The organism is Pseudonocardia sp. HH130630-07 (assembly GCF_001698125.1).
Classification (GTDB): domain Bacteria; phylum Actinomycetota; class Actinomycetes; order Mycobacteriales; family Pseudonocardiaceae; genus Pseudonocardia.
Genome location: NZ_CP013854.1, coordinates 5,741,345 through 5,757,807, shown reverse-complemented (window position 1 = coordinate 5,757,807; position 16,463 = coordinate 5,741,345). Strand labels below are relative to the sequence as shown.

13 protein-coding genes are annotated in these 16,463 nt (G+C 75.4%); 4 read left to right on the top strand and 9 right to left on the bottom strand.

The window, feature by feature from the left end; genetic code table 11:
• The first annotated feature begins 57 nt into the window (after positions 1–57).
• A protein-coding gene (locus AFB00_RS32430) for an IS5 family transposase (RefSeq protein WP_442965881.1) occupies positions 58–937 on the top strand; the annotation gives its coding sequence in 2 pieces (ribosomal slippage) (positions 58–425 and positions 424–937; 882 coding nt in all).
• A 25-nt stretch (positions 938–962) separates the two neighbouring features.
• Here the strand turns inward: AFB00_RS32430 and AFB00_RS27155 are convergent.
• Positions 963–2,012, bottom strand: coding sequence for an acyl-CoA dehydrogenase family protein (locus tag AFB00_RS27155; RefSeq protein WP_231974098.1), 1,050 nt, complete (start codon positions 2,010–2,012; stop codon positions 963–965).
• A 62-nt stretch (positions 2,013–2,074) separates the two neighbouring features.
• Between AFB00_RS27155 and AFB00_RS27150 the strand changes: the two genes are divergently transcribed.
• Positions 2,075–2,842, top strand: coding sequence for a YqjF family protein (locus tag AFB00_RS27150; protein WP_068799541.1), 768 nt, complete (start codon positions 2,075–2,077; stop codon positions 2,840–2,842).
• Between the two features lie 21 nt (positions 2,843–2,863).
• On the opposite strand, the gene AFB00_RS27145 is transcribed toward AFB00_RS27150, so the two are convergent.
• The 8 genes from AFB00_RS27145 to AFB00_RS27110 are packed head-to-tail and all read right to left on the bottom strand — an operon-like array spanning position 2,864 to position 14,261.
• Positions 2,864–4,117, bottom strand: a complete 1,254-nt coding sequence (locus tag AFB00_RS27145; protein ID WP_068799540.1) for an MFS transporter — start codon at positions 4,115–4,117, stop codon at positions 2,864–2,866.
• Positions 4,066–5,820 carry an ABC transporter ATP-binding protein gene (locus AFB00_RS27140; RefSeq protein ID WP_231974097.1) on the bottom strand — a complete coding sequence of 585 codons (1,755 nt, stop codon included), beginning with the start codon at positions 5,818–5,820 and terminating at the stop codon, positions 4,066–4,068. Before AFB00_RS27140 ends, AFB00_RS27145 begins: the two co-directional genes overlap by 52 nt.
• Positions 5,821–5,840: 20 nt before the next feature.
• Positions 5,841–6,719, bottom strand: coding sequence for an ABC transporter permease (locus tag AFB00_RS27135; protein WP_083275864.1), 879 nt, complete (start codon positions 6,717–6,719; stop codon positions 5,841–5,843).
• Positions 6,716–7,669 (bottom strand): ABC transporter permease, encoded by a 954-nt coding sequence (locus AFB00_RS27130; RefSeq protein WP_068799539.1) that lies wholly within the window; start codon positions 7,667–7,669, stop codon positions 6,716–6,718. The genes AFB00_RS27135 and AFB00_RS27130 overlap by 4 nt, the downstream gene beginning before the upstream one ends.
• 37 nt (positions 7,670–7,706) lie before the next feature.
• Positions 7,707–9,266, bottom strand: a complete 1,560-nt coding sequence (locus AFB00_RS27125; protein ID WP_068799538.1) for an ABC transporter substrate-binding protein — start codon at positions 9,264–9,266, stop codon at positions 7,707–7,709.
• 24 nt (positions 9,267–9,290) lie between these two features.
• Positions 9,291–11,039: a hydantoinase B/oxoprolinase family protein gene (locus AFB00_RS27120; RefSeq protein ID WP_068799537.1), complete on the bottom strand. Its 1,749-nt coding sequence runs from the start codon at positions 11,037–11,039 to the stop codon at positions 9,291–9,293.
• The gene (locus AFB00_RS27115; protein WP_068799536.1) at positions 11,032–13,077 is read right to left on the bottom strand and encodes a hydantoinase/oxoprolinase family protein; all 2,046 of its coding nucleotides are present in this window, start codon (positions 13,075–13,077) and stop codon (positions 11,032–11,034) included. Before AFB00_RS27115 ends, AFB00_RS27120 begins: the two co-directional genes overlap by 8 nt.
• Positions 13,074–14,261 (bottom strand): FAD-dependent oxidoreductase, encoded by a 1,188-nt coding sequence (locus tag AFB00_RS27110; RefSeq protein WP_068799535.1) that lies wholly within the window; start codon positions 14,259–14,261, stop codon positions 13,074–13,076. Before AFB00_RS27110 ends, AFB00_RS27115 begins: the two co-directional genes overlap by 4 nt.
• A 98-nt stretch (positions 14,262–14,359) precedes the next feature.
• On the opposite strand from AFB00_RS27110, the gene AFB00_RS27105 reads away from it, so the two are divergent.
• Positions 14,360–15,268 (top strand): MurR/RpiR family transcriptional regulator, encoded by a 909-nt coding sequence (locus AFB00_RS27105; protein WP_068799534.1) that lies wholly within the window; start codon positions 14,360–14,362, stop codon positions 15,266–15,268.
• A complete protein-coding gene (locus AFB00_RS27100) occupies positions 15,265–16,422 on the top strand; it encodes an NAD(P)/FAD-dependent oxidoreductase (protein WP_156819741.1) in 1,158 nt (385 codons plus the stop codon). The genes AFB00_RS27105 and AFB00_RS27100 overlap by 4 nt, the downstream gene beginning before the upstream one ends.
• Positions 16,423–16,463 lie beyond the last annotated feature (41 nt).

Below are 16,463 nucleotides of genomic sequence, written 5' to 3'. Positions count from 1 at the left end.
CTCCCAGATAGGCGGAGCGGGGTGCGCGATGCTTGATCGGTGCCGCGTACCGCTGTCCTGACTGATGCCCAGTGGGCCCGTCTGGCGCCGCTGTTGCCCTCCTCCGAGGGTCGTCGCGGGCGCCCGTTCCGCGATGACCGCCGGGTGCTCGAGGGGATCATCTACCGGTATCGGTGCGGGCTTCCCTGGCGCGACGTCCCAGCCGAGTTCGGGCCGTGGCAGACGTTGTGGAAGCGGCACCGCCGCTACAGCGGCGACGGCACCTGGGACCACATCCTGGCTGCTCTTCTGATCGAGGCCGACGCCGCCGAGGTGCTCGGGTGGGCGGTCAGCGTGGACTCCACGATCATCCGTGCCCACCAGCACGCCGCGACCCTCAAGCGCGACACAGGGGGCCGGATCGAACTACACGAATCTGCTCGCCGAACCAGCAGATCACGCGCTGGGACGGTCCCGCGGAGGGCTGTCGACGAAGATCCACCAGCTCGTTGACGGGCACGGCCGCCCGCTGGTGGTCCTCCTCGGCCCCGGCCAGGGCGGCGACTCGCCAATGTTTCCGCACCTGATGGCGCGCCTGAGCATCGCCCGACCGGGCCCGGGACGACCCCGGACCCGGCCCGAACGCGTGCGCGCGGACAAGGCCTACTCCTCACGCGCGATCCGCCGGCACCTGCGCGAGCGCCGGATCATCGCTGTCATTCCGGAGCCCTCTGACCAGCAGGGACACCGCAAACGACGCGGCTCACGCGGCGGCCGACCGCCCGCATTCGATCCGGTCGACTACCGAAACCGCAACGTCGTCGAGCGCGGGTTCTGCCACGTCAAGCAGTGGCGCGGGCTGGCCACCCGTTACGACAAGCTCGCCCTGACCTTCCGCGGCGGCGCCGTCCTGAAGGCGATCGTCACCTGGCTCCGCGCATTGGGAGACACACCCTAGGTCCCGGCCGGATGACGCGGCTCCATCAGGCCTCCCCGGCGAGCAGGGCCCGGCCGAGGTCGGCGAGATCGCGGGCGCCGTGGTGCTGGCGCAGGTAGACCTGCAGGTCGGCGAAGCGGGCGGCGAGCCGCTCGGACCCGGCGAGCGCGGTGACCCCGGCCGTCTCCGGCCCGAGGTCCAGCACCGTGCGGCAGGCCCGCTCGACCGCGGCCCGAGCGGTGAGCACCGCCGACCGGTGCGGCTCGGCCGGGTCGGCGTCGAGGAGGGCGGCCGTGCGGTCGAGCAGCGCCCCGGCCGTGGTGACGGCGACGTGCAGCCCGCCGAGCCCGGCCGCGCGGTGCGGGTCGTCGCCGCCGCGCAGGGCGGCGGCGATCTCGTCGACGATCCCGGCCGCCCCACCGAGCCACACGGCGGCCACCCCGGCGCCGCCGTGCCAGAACCCGGGACGGCCGGTGTAGCGGTCCGGCCCGCCCAGCACCCGCTCGGGCGCGACGGCGACGTCGTGCAGCACGACGTCGTCGGTGTCGCTGGCGGCCATCCCGGCGGCCCGCCAGGTGCCGCGCAGCCGCTGCACCCCGGCGTCGCGCAGGTCGAGATCGACGATCCGGGTGCCGTCGTCGCTCCCGGCGACGACGAGCGCGCGGTCCAGGACGTGCGCCCCGGAACAGAACCGGACCGTCCCGGTCAGGCGCAGCCCGTGCGGCCCGCCGTGCAGGGCGGCGCCGCCGCCCGCCCGCGACGCCCACACCCCGTAGGTCACCGACGGGTCGGCCGGTCGTCCCTCACCGGCGAGGACGGCGACGGCGTCGGTGTGGCCCTCGGCCAGCCGGGCGGTCGGCAGGTCCCGCCGGACGATCCGGGCCAGCCCGGCCCAGCGCGCCGCCGTGGCGCCGGAACCGGGCAGCGGGAGGTCCAGCTCACCGGCCGCGGCGGCGGCGGTGAACGCCGACGCCGCCGTCCCGGGCGTCGCGACGGGCGCGCCGCGGGGGTCGGGGACCGGGTCGAGGACGGCGGGCCCGCGGACGGCCGTCCCGGTCGTGGTCCGCGTGCCGGTGCCGTCGGCTTCGGGAGTCATGTCCCCCCGGATCACCGGTCCGGGGGAGATCAAACCGCGGGGGGCCTGCCACCATCTGCGGCATGGACGACGGCCCGGCCCCGACCGCCCTGCAACCGATCTCCGACACCGCACCGGAGCTGCCGGGACCGCCGCTGCTCGGCCAGCAGTGGCGCGACGTCAGCTTCCTGCACTGGGCCGTCGACCCGGCGGTCGTCGCGGCGCACCTGCCGGCGGGGGTCCGGCCGGACCTGTTCGAGGGCCGGGCCTACGTCGGTCTCGTGCCGTTCCGGATGGTCGGGACCCATCTCGGGCGGGGACCGGGGCTGCCGTGGCTCGGCACGTTCGCCGAGACCAACGTGCGGCTCTACACCGTCGACGACGCCGGGCACCGCGCCGTGGTGTTCCGCAGCCTCGACGCGGCCCGGGCGCTGCCGGTGCTCGCCGGCCGGATCGGTTTCGGCCTGCCCTACGTGTGGACCCGGATGCGGCACCGGGTGCGGCCGCACGGCGCGGGGACCGAGCACGTCTACACCGCGCGCCGCCGGTGGGCGAGCCACCCGGTGACCAGCACGGTACGGGTCCGGGTGGGGGACGAGCCCGCCACCGGCGGGCTGGAGTCGTTCCTCACCGCGCGCTGGGGCCTGCACGTCGCACACCTGGGCCGGACCTGGTTCCTGCCCAACCACCACGAGCCGTGGCCGCTGCGCCGGGCCGAGGCCGTCGAGGTGGCCGACGGGGTGCTGCCGGCCGCCGGGTTCGGCGAGGTCACCGGCCGGGCCCCGGACCACGTGATGCACGCCGCGGTGGTGCACACCCGGTTCGGCAGACCGCAGGCCCTGCCGGGATGACGCCGTGACCGCCCGCCGCCGTCACGCGGGTGCCCCGCCCGCCTCGTCCCGGTGCCGGCGCACCGCGACCGGCAGCGTGACCGCCGCGCCGAGCGCGAGCCCCGCGCCGACGGTGAGCGCCCGGGTGTAGCCGCCGCCCGCGGCCGCCAGCGCCCCCATGACGAACGGGCCCAGCGCCCGCGCCGTCATCACGAAGACCGACAGCACCCCGTTGACCCGCGGGTAGTCCTCCCGGCCGTAGAGCGTGACCACCAGCGTCCCGCGCAGCAGCTCACCCTGCCCGGCGCCGAGCCCGAACGCGGCGATCGACGCGACGACGACGAGGTCGCGGGCGGTCCCCGAGCCGGGCGCGGCGGCCAGCCCCAGCAGCGCGACCCCCTGCAGCGCGAACAGCCCGGCGCTGAGCGTGGTCCCGGAGACCCACCGCGCCGTGACCGCGGTCGCGAACCGGCCGACGACCTGCAGCAGGCCGATCCCGCCGGCCAGCGCGGCCGCCGTGTCCAGCGGGTACCCGCGCGCGACGAGGTAGGCGACGAGGATGACGACCACCCCGTACTTCACCGCGGTGGACAGGCCCAGCGCGAGCGCCAGCCAGCGGAACGACGCCGTCCGCACCGGTGCCGGAGCCCGGTCCGGGGTGCGGGCGAGGATCCGGGGGCGCGGCTGCGCACGTGCCGGGTGCCGCCCGGCGCGCAGCAGGACGAGCTGCAGCGGCACCGCGGTCAGCGCGACGACCGCGGCCAGCGCCAGCAGCGCGGTACGCCAGCCGAGGTGGGTGGCCAGCACGCCGGCCAGCGGGACGAAGACCGTCGCGGCCAGCCCGCCGAACAGGGTGACGACGGCGACCGCGCGGGCCCGGGCGGGCTCCTCGAACCACGCCGCGGTGAGTGCGAACGCGGGCTCGTAGAGGGTCGCCGACATGGCGACCCCGGCCGCGGCGAAGACGACGAGGAACCAGCCGACCCCGTCGACCAGTGACCAGCCGACCAGCACCGCGCAGGCCAGCAGGGTGCCCGCGAGCATGACCCCGTGCGGGCTGTGCCGCTGCATCCACCGGCCCACCACGACGCCCGATGCACCGGACACCAGGGTGCCCACGGTGTAGACCATGCTGAACACCGCGGGCGACCAGCCGAGGTCGGCCCCCATCGGGACGGCGAGCGCGGAGAAGGCGTAGACGAGGACGCCCCAGGTCACCAGCTCGGACGCGCCCAGGGCGACCGTCAGCGGGCCACGCCGGCGCGGCCCTGTGGTGGCGGAGCCGGTCGTGGGCACCGCTGCATCGTGCCCGGCCCGTCGTGCGCCCGGCGGCCCCGGGGCTCAGCCGGCCGGGACCGCCCCGGCCCGCCGGTCCTCCGCGCGCCGCCGCTGTGCCCGCGGGTCCGGCACCGGGGCCGCCGCGACGAGCCGGCGTGTGTACTCCTGCGCCGGGCACCGAGGACGTCCGCGGTGCGGCCCTGTTCGACGACCCGCCCGTCGCGCAGCACGACCACCCGGTGCGCGAGCAGCTCGATCACCGACAGGTCGTGGCTGATGAACAGGCAGGCGAACCCCCGCTGCTCCTGCAGCTCCCGGAGCAGGTCGAGGACCCGGGTCTGGACCGAGACGTCCAGCGCGGAGGTCGGCTCGTCGGCGACGACCAGCCGGGGGGACAGGGCCAGCGCGCGGGCGATGCCCACCCGCTGGCGCTGCCCGCCGGACAGCTCGTGTGGGTGCCGGTCGGCCCAGTCCCCGCGGATCCCGACCTGGTCGAGCAGCTCCCGGGCACGGGCGTCCAGACCGCCGCGGGGCACGGCCCGGTGGATGGCGAGCGGCCCGGTGATGCTCTCCCCGATGGTGCGCCGCGGGTCCAGGCTCGACGCCGGGTCCTGGAACACCATCGCCACCTCGCGGCGGGCGGCGCGCAGCCCGGCGCCCCGGGCCCCGGCCATGTCGGTGTCGCCGAGCCGGACCCGCCCGGCGGTGACCGGGGCGAGCCCGACGACCGCGCGCCCGATCGTGCTCTTGCCCGATCCGGACTCCCCGACCAGGCCCACGACCTCGCCGGCGGACACGGCGAGGTCGACGTCGGCCACCGCCCGGAACGACGCGCGCCGCCCGCGGCCCGGGTACTCGACCGTCATCCCGTCGATCCGCAGGACCTCGCCGTCCTGCGGGCCGGCCGGGCCGGTGCGGATCCGGCCGCGGCCCAGGTGCGGCACCGCGGCCAGCAGGTCCGCGGTGTAGGCGTGCACGGGCGCGTCGAACAGCTCGGTGCAAGGAGCCTGCTCGACCACCGCGCCGTCGCGCATGACGACCACCCGGTCGGCGACCTCGGCCACCACACCCATGTCGTGGGTGATGACCAGCAACGCCATCGACAGCCGGTCGCGCAGCTCGGCCAGCAGGTCGAGGATCTCGGCCTGCACGGTGACGTCGAGCGCGGTGGTCGGCTCGTCGGCGATCAGCACCTCCGGGTCGCAGGAGATCGCCATCGCGATCATCGCCCGCTGCCGCTGCCCGCCGGAGAGCTGGTGCGGGTAGGAGTCGATCCGGCGCCCCGGGTCCGGCATGTGCACCCGGCACAGCAGCTCCAGCACCCGCTCGCGCACCTGGGCCCGGGACAGTGTCCGGTCGTGGGTGCGCACCGCCCGGCCGATCTGGTTGCCGATCGTCCAGACCGGGTTGAGCGCGGTCATCGGCTCCTGGAACACCATCGCGATCCGGCGGCCCCGGATCCGGCGCAGGGTCGCGTCCGTGGCCGCGACCAGGTCGGTGCCGTCGAACAGGGCCGAGCCGCGGCGCCGGGCGGTGGCCGGGAGCAGCCCGAGCACCGCCATCGCGGTCACGCTCTTGCCGGAGCCGGACTCGCCGACGAGTGCGACGGTCTCCCCGGCGTGCAGGGTGAGATCGACGCCGTGCGTGGTCTCCTCCCAGCCGCCGCCGGTGCCGCGGAAGTCGACGCGCAGCCCGCGCAGCTCGAGTACGGGATCGGGCATGGGGTCTCCGTTCGGGCCGGTCACCGGCGCGGGTCCAGCCAGTCGCGCAGGACGTCGCCGAGCGCGCCGAAGGCGAGGATGGTCAGGACGACCGCGGTGGCGGGGACGAGCAGCTGGCCCGGTTCGCTGGACAGGTAGCGCTGGCCGTCGGCGATCATCAGGCCCAGCGACGGGGCGGGGGGCAGCACGCCGAGCCCGAGGAAGCTGAGCCCGGACTCCAGCAGCACGGCCGCGGCGACGGTCAGCGACAGCTGGACCAGGATCGGGGCCAGCACGTTGGGCAGCACGGTCCGGCGCAGCAGCCGCGGCGTCGGCGAGCCGAACGCGATCTCGGCCTCGACGTACTCGGCCCGGCGCACCGACAGCACCTGCCCGTAGGCCAGGCGGGCGTAGGTCGGGGCGAAGAGCACGGCGAGCACGAGGATCAGCGTCACGGTGCCCGCGCCGAACACCGCGACGGCGAGCAGCGCGAACACGATCGTCGGGAAGGCGAGCACCACGTCGGTGACCCGCATCGTGACGAGCTCGACCCACCGGCCGAAGTAGCCGCCGAGCACGCCGAGCACGGTGCCGGCGGCCGCGGCCAGCACGGTCGCCGACAGCGCGATCACCAGCTCGGTCCGCAGACCGTGCACCAGGCGGGTGGCGACGTCGCGGCCGAACGCGTCGGTGCCGAGCAGGTGACCGGCCGTCCCGGGCGGGGCGAAGCGGGCCCCGGTGCCGGTGTCCAGCGGGTCGAACGGGACCAGCAGCGGGCCGAGCACCGCGGCCACGGTGACCAGCGCCGCGATCACCAGGGCGATCACCCGCCACGGGGTGAGCGAGCGCCGGAACCGGGCGGCGGAGCGGGAGCGGGTCCGGGCCGGGGCACCGTCCCCGACGTCGGCAGGAGTGTTCACCGGTGCACCACCCGTGGGTCCAGGACCCCGTAGACGAGGTCGACGACGATGTTCAGCGCGATGAAGGTGACCGCGACCGCGAGGACGACGCCCTGCACCACTGGGTAGTCGCGCTCGGCGACGGCGTCGACCAGCAGCGATCCGGTACCGGGCCAGTTGAAGATCCGTTCGACGAGGACAGTGGACCCCAGCAGGGTGCCGATCTCCAGGCCGCTCACCGTGACCACCGGCGCGAGGGCGTTGCGCAGCACGTGCACCCGGAACACCCCGGCCGGGCTCATCCCGGTCGCGCGCCCGGTGCGCACCCAGTCCTGACGGGCCGTCTCGACCACCGCCGAGCGCGTCATCCGGGCGACCACGCAGGTGAACGCGACGGCCACGGCGAGCGAGGGCAGCAGCAGCCGCTCGAAGTGCCCGCCCGGGTCGTCGGCCAGCACCCGGTAGCCGCCCGAGGGCAGCATCCGCAGGGTCAGGGCGAACACCAGCACCAGCAGGCTGCCCAGCACGTACACCGGCACCGATACGCCGAGCCCGGTGCCGATGCCGACGAGTGCGTCGGCGACCCGCCCGCCCCGCCCGGCCCAGGACCCCAGCAGGATCCCGGCCGCGATCCCGAGCACCGCGGCGACCAGCACCAGCTCGGCCGTCGCCGGCAGCCGGGCGGCGAGCAGGTCGACGACCGGCTCCCGCTCGCTGAACGAGGTGCCCAGGTCCCCGGTCACGATCCCGCCGAGGTACTGCAGGTACTGCACGGGCAGCGGCCGGTCCAGACCGAGCTGCGCACGGACCTCGGCCACCGCCTCGGGGGTGACCGATCCGGCGCCCTCACCGGTGAGCAGCACCTCGGCCGGGTCGCCCGGCACGGCGTGCAGGGACAGGAAGATCAGCGTCGCCACGACCCAGACCAGGCCGATGCCGACCGCGCAGCGGCGCAGTGCGTATCTCAACACCTCGGGGGTCCTCCGGTGGGTCTCGGGTGGGTCTCGGTCAGTCCTGGACGGTCGTGGTGGTCGCGGTGTAGCCGGAGTCGAAGGTCAGGAAGCCCGGCAGGTTGCGGAAGCCCTGCACACGACCGGAGCGGGCGAACGCCTGCGCGCGGTCGCTGATCATCGCGAACGGGGTGGTGTCGGCGATGCGTTGCTGGAGCCGCCGGTACACCGCCGCCCGGGCCGCGGGCTCCGTGGTGCGCAGGCCCTGGGCGAGCAGCTCCTCGGTCACCGGGTCGGTGAAGCCGAACGAGCGCTTGTAGTTCGCCGGGCCGACGAGGAAGTCCGACAGGAACGCCGGGTCGTTGACGATGCCGCCGTTGCCGTTGACCGCCAGCTGGTAGTCACCGGCGTTGCCCTGCTGGATGCGGGTGGCGTAGTCGGGGTTGTCCAGGGTGACGGCGATGCCCACCGCGGCCAGGTCGGCCTGCACCGACACCGCGGTGTCCTGGTGGAACGCGTACTGCGAGGTGGTGAGCAGGGTCGCGGTGAACCCGCCCGGGTACCCCGCCTCGGCGAGCAGGGCGCGGGCCCGGTCCGGGTCGTGGGCCCAGGCGTCGGCGAGGCCCGGGTCGTGGAACGGGCTCTCCACCGGCACCGGCGGCCCGGCGACCGGGCGCGCGTGCCCGGAGAACACCGAGCGCACGACGTTGTCCCGGTTGATCGCGTGCGCCACCGCGCGGCGCACCCTGGCGTCGGCGAAGGGGCCCTCGGTGACGTTGAACGCCAGGTACATGACCAGGCCGCTCTGCGCGTCGAGGGTGAGGTCCGGGTCGGAGTCGATCTGGTCGAAGCTCTCCCACGGCACGTAGTCGATGAGATCGACCTCGCGGGAGAGCAACGCGTTGGTCCGGGCGTTGCCGTCGGTGTAGTAGCTGATCTCGACGCCGCCGAGCCGGACCGATCCGGCGTCGTGGTAGCCGTCGAAGCGCTCCAGGGTCATGGCGAAGCCCGAGCTCTCCCGGACCAGCCGGAACGGCCCGGCCCCCACGGTGTTCTCCGCGTCCGGGCCGAACGCCGACGGCGGCAGCACCCCGGCCGAGGGGTCGGCGAGGTAGGCGAGGAACGCGGCGTTCGGCTCGGAGTGGCGGACGACGACCGTCGTCGCGTCCGGGGTCCGCGCCTCGGCCACCGACCCCATGGCCGAGGCGATCCGGGCCGAGTTCGCCGGGTCGGCGAGGAACTCCAGCGTCCGGGCCACGTCGGCCGAGGTCAGCGCCGTGCCGTCGTGGAAGGTGAGCCCGGGGCGCAGGGTGAAGGTGTGCGTGGTGTCGCCGGTCGTCTCCCAGGACGACGCCAGCGCGGGCACGACCGCTCCGTCGGCGTCGTAGGCGACGAGGCCGCGGTGCAGCAGCGACACCACGAACAGCGACGCCGCGCCCTGGTCGGCGCCCGGCCGCAGCGTCGCCGGCTCGCCGGAGAGGCCGAAGTTCAGGATCGGCCGGCCCTCGTCGTCGACCGGGGAACCCGATCCGCAGGCGGAGAGGGTGACGGCTCCGGCGAGCACACCGGCGAGCTGCAGCAGCGACCGGCGGGACACACCGGCGGGTGGGACGGGCATCGGGTCACCTCGGGGGGACGATGGTCAGGATCGGGCGGCGGCGGTGGCCGCGTCGTCGACGCGGAGGCCGTCGGGGGAGTCGACGAGACGGACCCGGTAGCGGTCGCGGGCCGCCTCCGGGGACACCCGGCCGTCGAGGACGTCGCGCAGGACCAGCGCGGGGTCGCGCTCGCGGGGGTCGCCGTAGCCACCGGCCCCCGGGCTCTCCACCCGCATCACGTCCCCCTCGCGCAGCCGGACGCCGGAGACCCGGCCGCCGGGCAGCCGTTCCTCGCTGCCGTCGGTGCGCACCACGGTGAACCGGCCCGGGGTGCCGTCCGCGCCGCCGTGCACGCCGTGTGGCCCGATCGACTGCCGGTCGGCGTGCGCGGAGAACTCCGCGGACTCGGAGAGGATCCGGATGTCCCGGCGGACGGCGAGCCCGCCCCGGCGCCGTCCGGCGCCCCCGGAGTCGGGAACCAGCAGGTAGCGCTCGGCGAGCAGCGGGTACTCCGCCTCCAGCGCCTCGATCGGCAGGTTCGAGGAGTTGGTGACGTGCACCTGGACCGCATCGAGCCCGTCCAGCTCCGGACCGGCCCCGGAGCCCCCGGCGATCACCTCGGGATAGACGTAGAACCCGTCACCCACCCCGGAGAAGTTGATGTAGGTGATGCTGGAGTGGCTGCCGGCCGGGATCTCCGGCACGGCCGTGGCCAGTGCGGCGAACACGACGTCGGCGACCCGCTGGCAGGCGTCGGTGCGGGCGGCGACCGGTGCCGGTTCGCGCGGGTTGACCAGGCAGCCGACCGGCGCGGTGATCGTCACCGAGTCGAAGAACCCGCCGTTGGCCGGGATGCCGGGGTCCAGCGCGGCCTTCAGCGCGTAGTAGACGGTCGCCTCCAGCGCCGAGCGCACCACGTTGATGGCGACGACGGCCTCGCGCCCGGTGCCGGTGAAGTCCAGCGCGATCCGGTCCCCGGCCACCGTCACCGCGACGGCGACCGGGATGGGGCCCAGTTCGGCGTCGTCGGCGTCGAGGAAGTCCTGGGCGCGGTAGGTGCCGTCCGGGATCCGGGCGACCGCGACGCCGAGCCGGGTCGCGGCGTAGCCCAGCATGTCCTCGCAGGCGGCCTCGACCGTGCCGACGCCGTACTTGGTGCACAGCTCGACCAGGCGGGTCCCGCCGAGCCGCAGCGCCGAGGTCTGCGCGAGCAGGTCACCGCGGCGCTCCTCGGGCAGCCGCGAGTTGAGCAGCACGAAGGCGACGATGTCGGGCAGCACCTCGCCGCCGGTCGCGAACCGGACCAGCGGGATCCGCAGGCCCTCCATGAAGATCGACGTCGAGTCGCCGGAGTTGGAGCCGGGGACGTGCCCCCCGACGTCGCTGTGGTGGGCGATGTTGGCGGTGAACCCGACCAGCCGCGGGCCGTCGGCCCCCTCGGTGAACACCGGCGCGACCATCGTGATGTCCGGCAGGTGGGTGCCGCCGCCGGAGTAGGGGTCGTTGGTGATGTAGACGTCGCCGGGCGCCAGGGAGTCGCGGTACTCCGGGGCGACGAGGCGGCGGACCGCGCCGACCATGGAGCCCATGTGGATCGGGATGTGCTCGGCCTGCGCGACGAGCCGGCCGTGCCGGTCGAACAGCGCCGTCGAGCAGTCGGCCCGTTCCTTGATGTTGGTCGAGTAGCTGGCCCGGCGCAGCGCCATGCCGATCTCGTCGGCGATGGACAGCAGCACGTTGGAGATCACCTGGGCGGTGATCGGGTCGGGGCGGTCGCCGGTGGTCTCACGCATCGGTGCCCACCTCCACGTGCAGCACGCCGAAGGAGTCGACGGTCGCACCCGAACCGGGGGCGAGGACGACGGTGGAGTCCATCTGCTCGACGACGGCGGGGCCGTCGAGCCGGTCGCCGTGCATGAGGCGGCTCCTGTCGTAGACGGGGGTGTCGGTGCTGCGGTCGGCGAACACGACGGCGCGGGTCTCGCGCAGCGCGCGGGCCGGATCGCCGTCGCCGGTGGGCAGCGTGTCCGGGGTGGGCGGGACGGTCCGCTGGCCGGCGGTGACGGTCGCGTTGACCACCCGGATCCCGGCGTCGGCGTGGTGGAAGCCGTAGGTGCGCTCGTGGGTCGCGTGGAAGTCCGCGGCGACGCCGGGCAGCACCGTGGCGTCGAGCCGCCCGGGCGGGAGATCGACGTCCAGCTCGAAGTTCTGCCGGCCGTAGCGCAGCGCCAGGGTGTAGACGGTGCGCCGGTCGTCCGGGTCGACGCGTTCGAGCTCGAACCACTCCCGTGCCTGCTCCGCCAGCCGGTCCAGGGCGGCGTTGACCTCGGCGAGCGCGTCCTCGGTGAGCGGGGCGAGCACCGACTGGACGAACGTGGCCCGCACGTCGCTCACCAGCAGGCCGAGCGCGCAGAGGGTGCCGGGGTGCGGCGGCACGAGCACGGTGCCGACGCCGACCTCGCGGGCGACCTCGACCGCGTGCAGCGGCCCGGCGCCACCGTAGGCGACCAGCGCGTAGTCACGCGGGTCCTCGCCGATCTCCACCGAGACCGCTCGCACCGCGCGGGCCATGTGGCTGTTCGCGAGCCGGACGACGCCGGTCGCGGCGCCGGCGACGTCGAACCCCAGCCGCTCACCGACCCGGCCGACGACGGCGTGCGCGGCGTCGGCGTCGATCGGCATCCCGGCGCCGAGCCCCTCCCGCGGGTTCTGCCGCCCGAGCACGATGTTCGCGTCGGTCACGGTGGCCCGGTCGCCGCCGTGGCCGTAGGCGGCCGGGCCCGGCCGGGCACCGGCGCTGCGCGGGCCGACCTGCAGCGCCCCGGCGTCGTCGACGTCGGCGATCGAACCGCCTCCGGCGCCGACCGTGTGCACGCTGGCCGACGGCACCCGGACCACGTAGCCCTCGATGCTGCGCTCGGCGGTGGTGACCGCGCGCCCGCCCCGGACCAGGCAGACGTCGGTGCTGGTCCCGCCCATGTCGAAGGTGATGACGTCACGGTGCCCCGCCAGGTCCGCGATCCACGCGGCACCGGCCACCCCGGCGCTCGGACCGGACAGCAGGGTGGTGACCGGCCGCCGGGACACCGAGTCCGGCGAGACCAGGCCGCCGTTGGACTGGATGATCCGCGGGGCCACCGGGATGCCGAGCGCGGCGGTGCGGTCGGCGAGATGGGTGACGTAGCGGTGCATCCGCGGCCCGACGAACGCGTTGATGACCGTCGTCGACATCCGCTCGAACTCGCGGAACTCCGGCGCGACCTCGCTGGAGCGCGAGACGTAGATCCCCGGCAGTGCCGCGGCGATCGCGTCGGCCAGCGCGCGCTCGTGACGGTCGTCGCGGTAGCTGTGCAGCAGGCAGATCGCGACGGCGTCGACGCCGGCCGCGCGGACCTGCCCGACGACCCGGGCGATCTCGTCGCCGGTCAGCTCGCGCAGCACCTTCCCGCCGGCCCCGACCCGCTCGGCCACCTCGAAGGTGAGCGCCCGCGGGACGAGGATCCGCGGCTTGCGGCCGGTGAGGTCGTAGAGCGACGGCCGCTTCTGCCGGGCGATCTCCAGCAGGTCCCGGAAGCCCTCGGTGACGACCAGCGCCGCCGAGGAGCCGTCGAGCTCCAGCAGGGTGTTGGTCGCCACCGTGGTGCCGTGTCCGAGGTAGCGGACGGCACCGGCCGGGGTGGCGGTGTCGGTCAGGACGCGGTCGACGCCGTCGCGCAGGGCCAGCGACTGGTCCTGCGGGGTGCTCGGCAATTTGGCGATGTGGAAAGCGCCGTCGTCGTCGATCGCGGTGACGTCCGTGAAGGTGCCACCGACGTCCACGCCGATCCTCATGTGTGGTCCTCTCGCAGGGGTGGTGGTGCCGGCCGGGCCGTCGCGGCCCCGCCGGGTGCACGGGTGAGCGGGTGGTCGGTGGGCAGCGGCGTCCCGCCGAGTGCCAGGTCGACGGCGATCCGGCCCAGCGCGGGCGCGCTCTTGAACGCCTGCCCCGAGCCGCCGCCGAGGACGACGACGCCGGGTGACCCGGGTGCCGGGCCGAGCAGCGGTCGCAGGTCGGGGGTGTAGCTCTCCACGTAGGGCTCGCGACGGCACCACCGGGGGTCGAGCGCCGGCAGGTGGTCCCGCACCGCCGCGGTGACACGGTCGGACAGGGCGTCCTCGATCCGCAGCCCGGTCCGCTCGGCCCGGTCCACGACCTGCTTGCGGGCGTGCAGGTTCACCTTGACCCCGCGCCCGTCGACGGCCGGGAAGAAGGACAGGTCGCCGTCGCCGCCGCTGCGGCGCAGGCCGGCCGGGAACCGCTCCGGTGCGGTCGCGGCCGGATCGCCGGAACCGGCGAACCAGTGCGACACCGCCCGGCGGCGCTCGATCTCCGTGGCGAGCGCGGGGACCAGCTCGTCCAGCCACGCCCCGACGGCGACCAGCACCCGCCCGGCGCGGACCGGGTCGCCACCGGTGCGGTGCACGACGACGCCACCGCGCTCGGCGACGAGCCCGGTGACCCGGGTGTCGGTGTGCACGGTAGCGCCGCCGGCCCGGGCGTCGGCGACGGTCGCCCGGACCGCGGCCGGTGCCCGCAGCAGCGCACCCGCCGGGTCGAACAGGGCGACCTCACCGGGGCCGAACCGGTGCTGCGGCCAGCGCTCGGCGGCCGCGGCGGCCGCCAGCACCTCGAGCCCGACCCCGGACGCACGGGCCGACGCGATCGTCGCGGCCAGGTCGGGATGGTCCGGGTCGCCGATCGTCAGCGTCCCGCACGGGTGCAGCAGCGGTTCCGGGGAGCGGGCCGCGAGGTCCTGCCAGACCTGCAGGGACTCCCGCAGGGCCGGTACCCACTCGGCGCCCTCCTTGTAGGCGAGCCGGAAGATCCGGGTCCGCCCGCCGGCGGCGCCGTCCTCGTGGCCGGGCGCGGGCCGCAGCTCCAGGCCGACCGCGTCGATCCCGCGGCGCGCAGCGGAGCGCAGTGCGTGTGCCCCCAGCGGTCCGAGACCGATGACGGCCAGCTCGTGCTGGATCATGCGACTCCTGTTCGTCGTCCTTGACGGTAGTGAATACTGCAGGCGAACGTTTGAAGTAGTCAATACGACAGCGTTACGGATCGGGGGATCGGCGAAACATGGACGACACGGGCGAGCAGGACCTCGCCGAACGGATCAGGCAGCGGGCACCCGGGCTGCCGCAGGCGCTCGGGAACGTGGCCGCGTACTGCCTGCGGCACCCGGACACGGTCTCGACGTCCTCGGCCGCCGAGCTCGGGACCGCCACCGGGACCAGCGACGCCACCGTGGTCCGGACCGCCCGCGCGCTCGGCTACCCGGGGGTGAAGGAGATGCGCCGGGCCGCCGCGGCGCTCATCTCCTCGCGCACCGACCCCGGGGCGGTGATGGCCCGCCGGATCGCCCAGGTCTCCTCGGCCGGATCGCCGTTCGACCGGGTCGTGCGCGACACCCTGCACGGGGTCGAGTCGCTGGCCGAGTTCATCCCGGCCGGGCAGTGGGAGGCCGCGGTCGACGTCCTGGCCGCCGCGGACCGGCTGCTGGTCTACGGGCTGCCGCCGGTCGGCTTCGTCGCCGAGCACCTCGTCCTGATGCTCGGCCGGATCGGCCGCGCCGCCGTGGCCGGCTCGGCGACCGGTCTCGCGCTCGCGGACCTGCTGCTCTCGACCGGCCCGGTCGGCGCCGCGGTGGTCTTCGCCCCGGTACGGCAGTTCCCCGAGGTGACGACGGTCGTGCGGCACCTGCGCGACGACGGGATCCCGTGCGTGCTGGTGACCGAGGCGATCGACATGCCGATCGCCGCGGAGGTCGAGCACGTGCTCGTCACCCCGCGGACGTCGCTGGACACCGCGGGGGAGTCGACCCTGCCGCTGGTCGTCGCCCAGGCCCTGCTGATGTCGCTGGCCGCCCGGGACCGGGACGGCGCCGCGGCGACGATGGAGCGGCTGCACGCACTGCGCGACCGCATCGCCGACGACGCCGGGTCCCGGCGCCGCCGCCCGACGACGAGCAACGGAGGCACACCGTGACCACACGGACGACAGGGCCGGGACACGTGGTGGTCGTCGGGGGCCGGATGACCGGCTCGGCCGTGGCGGCCTCGCTCGCCACCCGGGGGGTGGCCGTCACCGTCGTCGACGCCCCCGACCCGCTCGGTGACGCCACCGCCGCGTCCTACGGCTGGATCAACTCGCACAAGAAGCACCCGGAGAGCTACCACGTCCTCAACTCCGCCGGTCTGGAGCACTTCCACGGCGTCCTGGCCGGGGTGCCCGGGGTCTTCCGGGCGACCGGGCACGTCGAGATCGCCGGTACCGACGAGCACGTCGCGAGCTTCGAGCAGCGCTCCCGGCGGCTGCAGGGGCTGGGGTACGGCGTCGACGAGCACGAGCCGGCCGACCTCGCCCGGCTGGTCCCCGGCCTGGCGGTGCGGGCGCGGCTGGTGCGGGGCTTCCCGCGCGAGGGCATCGCCGCCCCGGACCGGCTGGTCGCCCACTTCACCGCGACCGCGGTCGCCGCGGGCGCCCGGACCGTCGGGGCCCGGGTGGACCGGGTGCACCGCGACGGCGTCGTGCTCACCGACGGCACGACGATCGCGGCCGACGCGGTGGTGGTCTGCGCAGGTGTCGCGACCGGTGCGGTCACCGCCACCGCCGGTCTGGAGGTGCCGACCGTCGCGGCGGAGACCGGCAACGTCGTGATGGGGTACATGGCCACCACCGCGCCGACCCCCGCCGCGGTCGACCGGATCGTCACCACCGACGGTCTCAACCTGCGCCCCGAACCCGGCGGCGGCATGCGCCTGCAGGCGCTCGGCCTGGACGGCGACTGCGACCCGGACCGCGCACCGTTCGACGTTCCCGCGCACGTCACGGACGCGTTCTCCGAGCGCCTGGCCGAGGTCCTCCCCGCCGCGGCCGGGACCCCGCTGCAGGTGCGGATCGGCCGCCGGGTCATCCCCGGTGACGGGTTCCCCGCCGTCGGCCCGGTCGACGACGACGCCCGGATCTGGACGCTCGTCACCCACAGCGGGGTCACCCTGGGGCCGTGGCTCGCCGAGCGGCTGGCCGAGGAGATGCTGGGCGCCCCGCCGGACCCGCGCCTGGCGGGCTACTCCCCGCGGCGTTTCCGCGCGTCGACGGGCGAGGCGCCGGCCGCGCCGCGGGCTCCGGGCGACCAGTGACCGGGTGCCGCTCCCGACCGTGCCCGCCGCGACCGGACGCG

Coding starts and splice junctions, on each gene's coding strand:
- AFB00_RS27155 (WP_231974098.1), bottom strand. CDS start 2,012: ATGACTCCCGAAGCCGACGGCACCGGCACGCGGACCACGACCGGGACG.
- AFB00_RS27150 (WP_068799541.1), top strand. CDS start 2,075: ATGGACGACGGCCCGGCCCCGACCGCCCTGCAACCGATCTCCGACACC.
- AFB00_RS27140 (WP_231974097.1), bottom strand. CDS start 5,820: ATGCCCGATCCCGTACTCGAGCTGCGCGGGCTGCGCGTCGACTTCCGC.
- AFB00_RS27125 (WP_068799538.1), bottom strand. CDS start 9,266: ATGCCCGTCCCACCCGCCGGTGTGTCCCGCCGGTCGCTGCTGCAGCTC.
- AFB00_RS27120 (WP_068799537.1), bottom strand. CDS start 11,039: ATGCGTGAGACCACCGGCGACCGCCCCGACCCGATCACCGCCCAGGTG.
- AFB00_RS27115 (WP_068799536.1), bottom strand. CDS start 13,077: ATGAGGATCGGCGTGGACGTCGGTGGCACCTTCACGGACGTCACCGCG.
- AFB00_RS27110 (WP_068799535.1), bottom strand. CDS start 14,261: ATGATCCAGCACGAGCTGGCCGTCATCGGTCTCGGACCGCTGGGGGCA.
- AFB00_RS27105 (WP_068799534.1), top strand. CDS start 14,360: ATGGACGACACGGGCGAGCAGGACCTCGCCGAACGGATCAGGCAGCGG.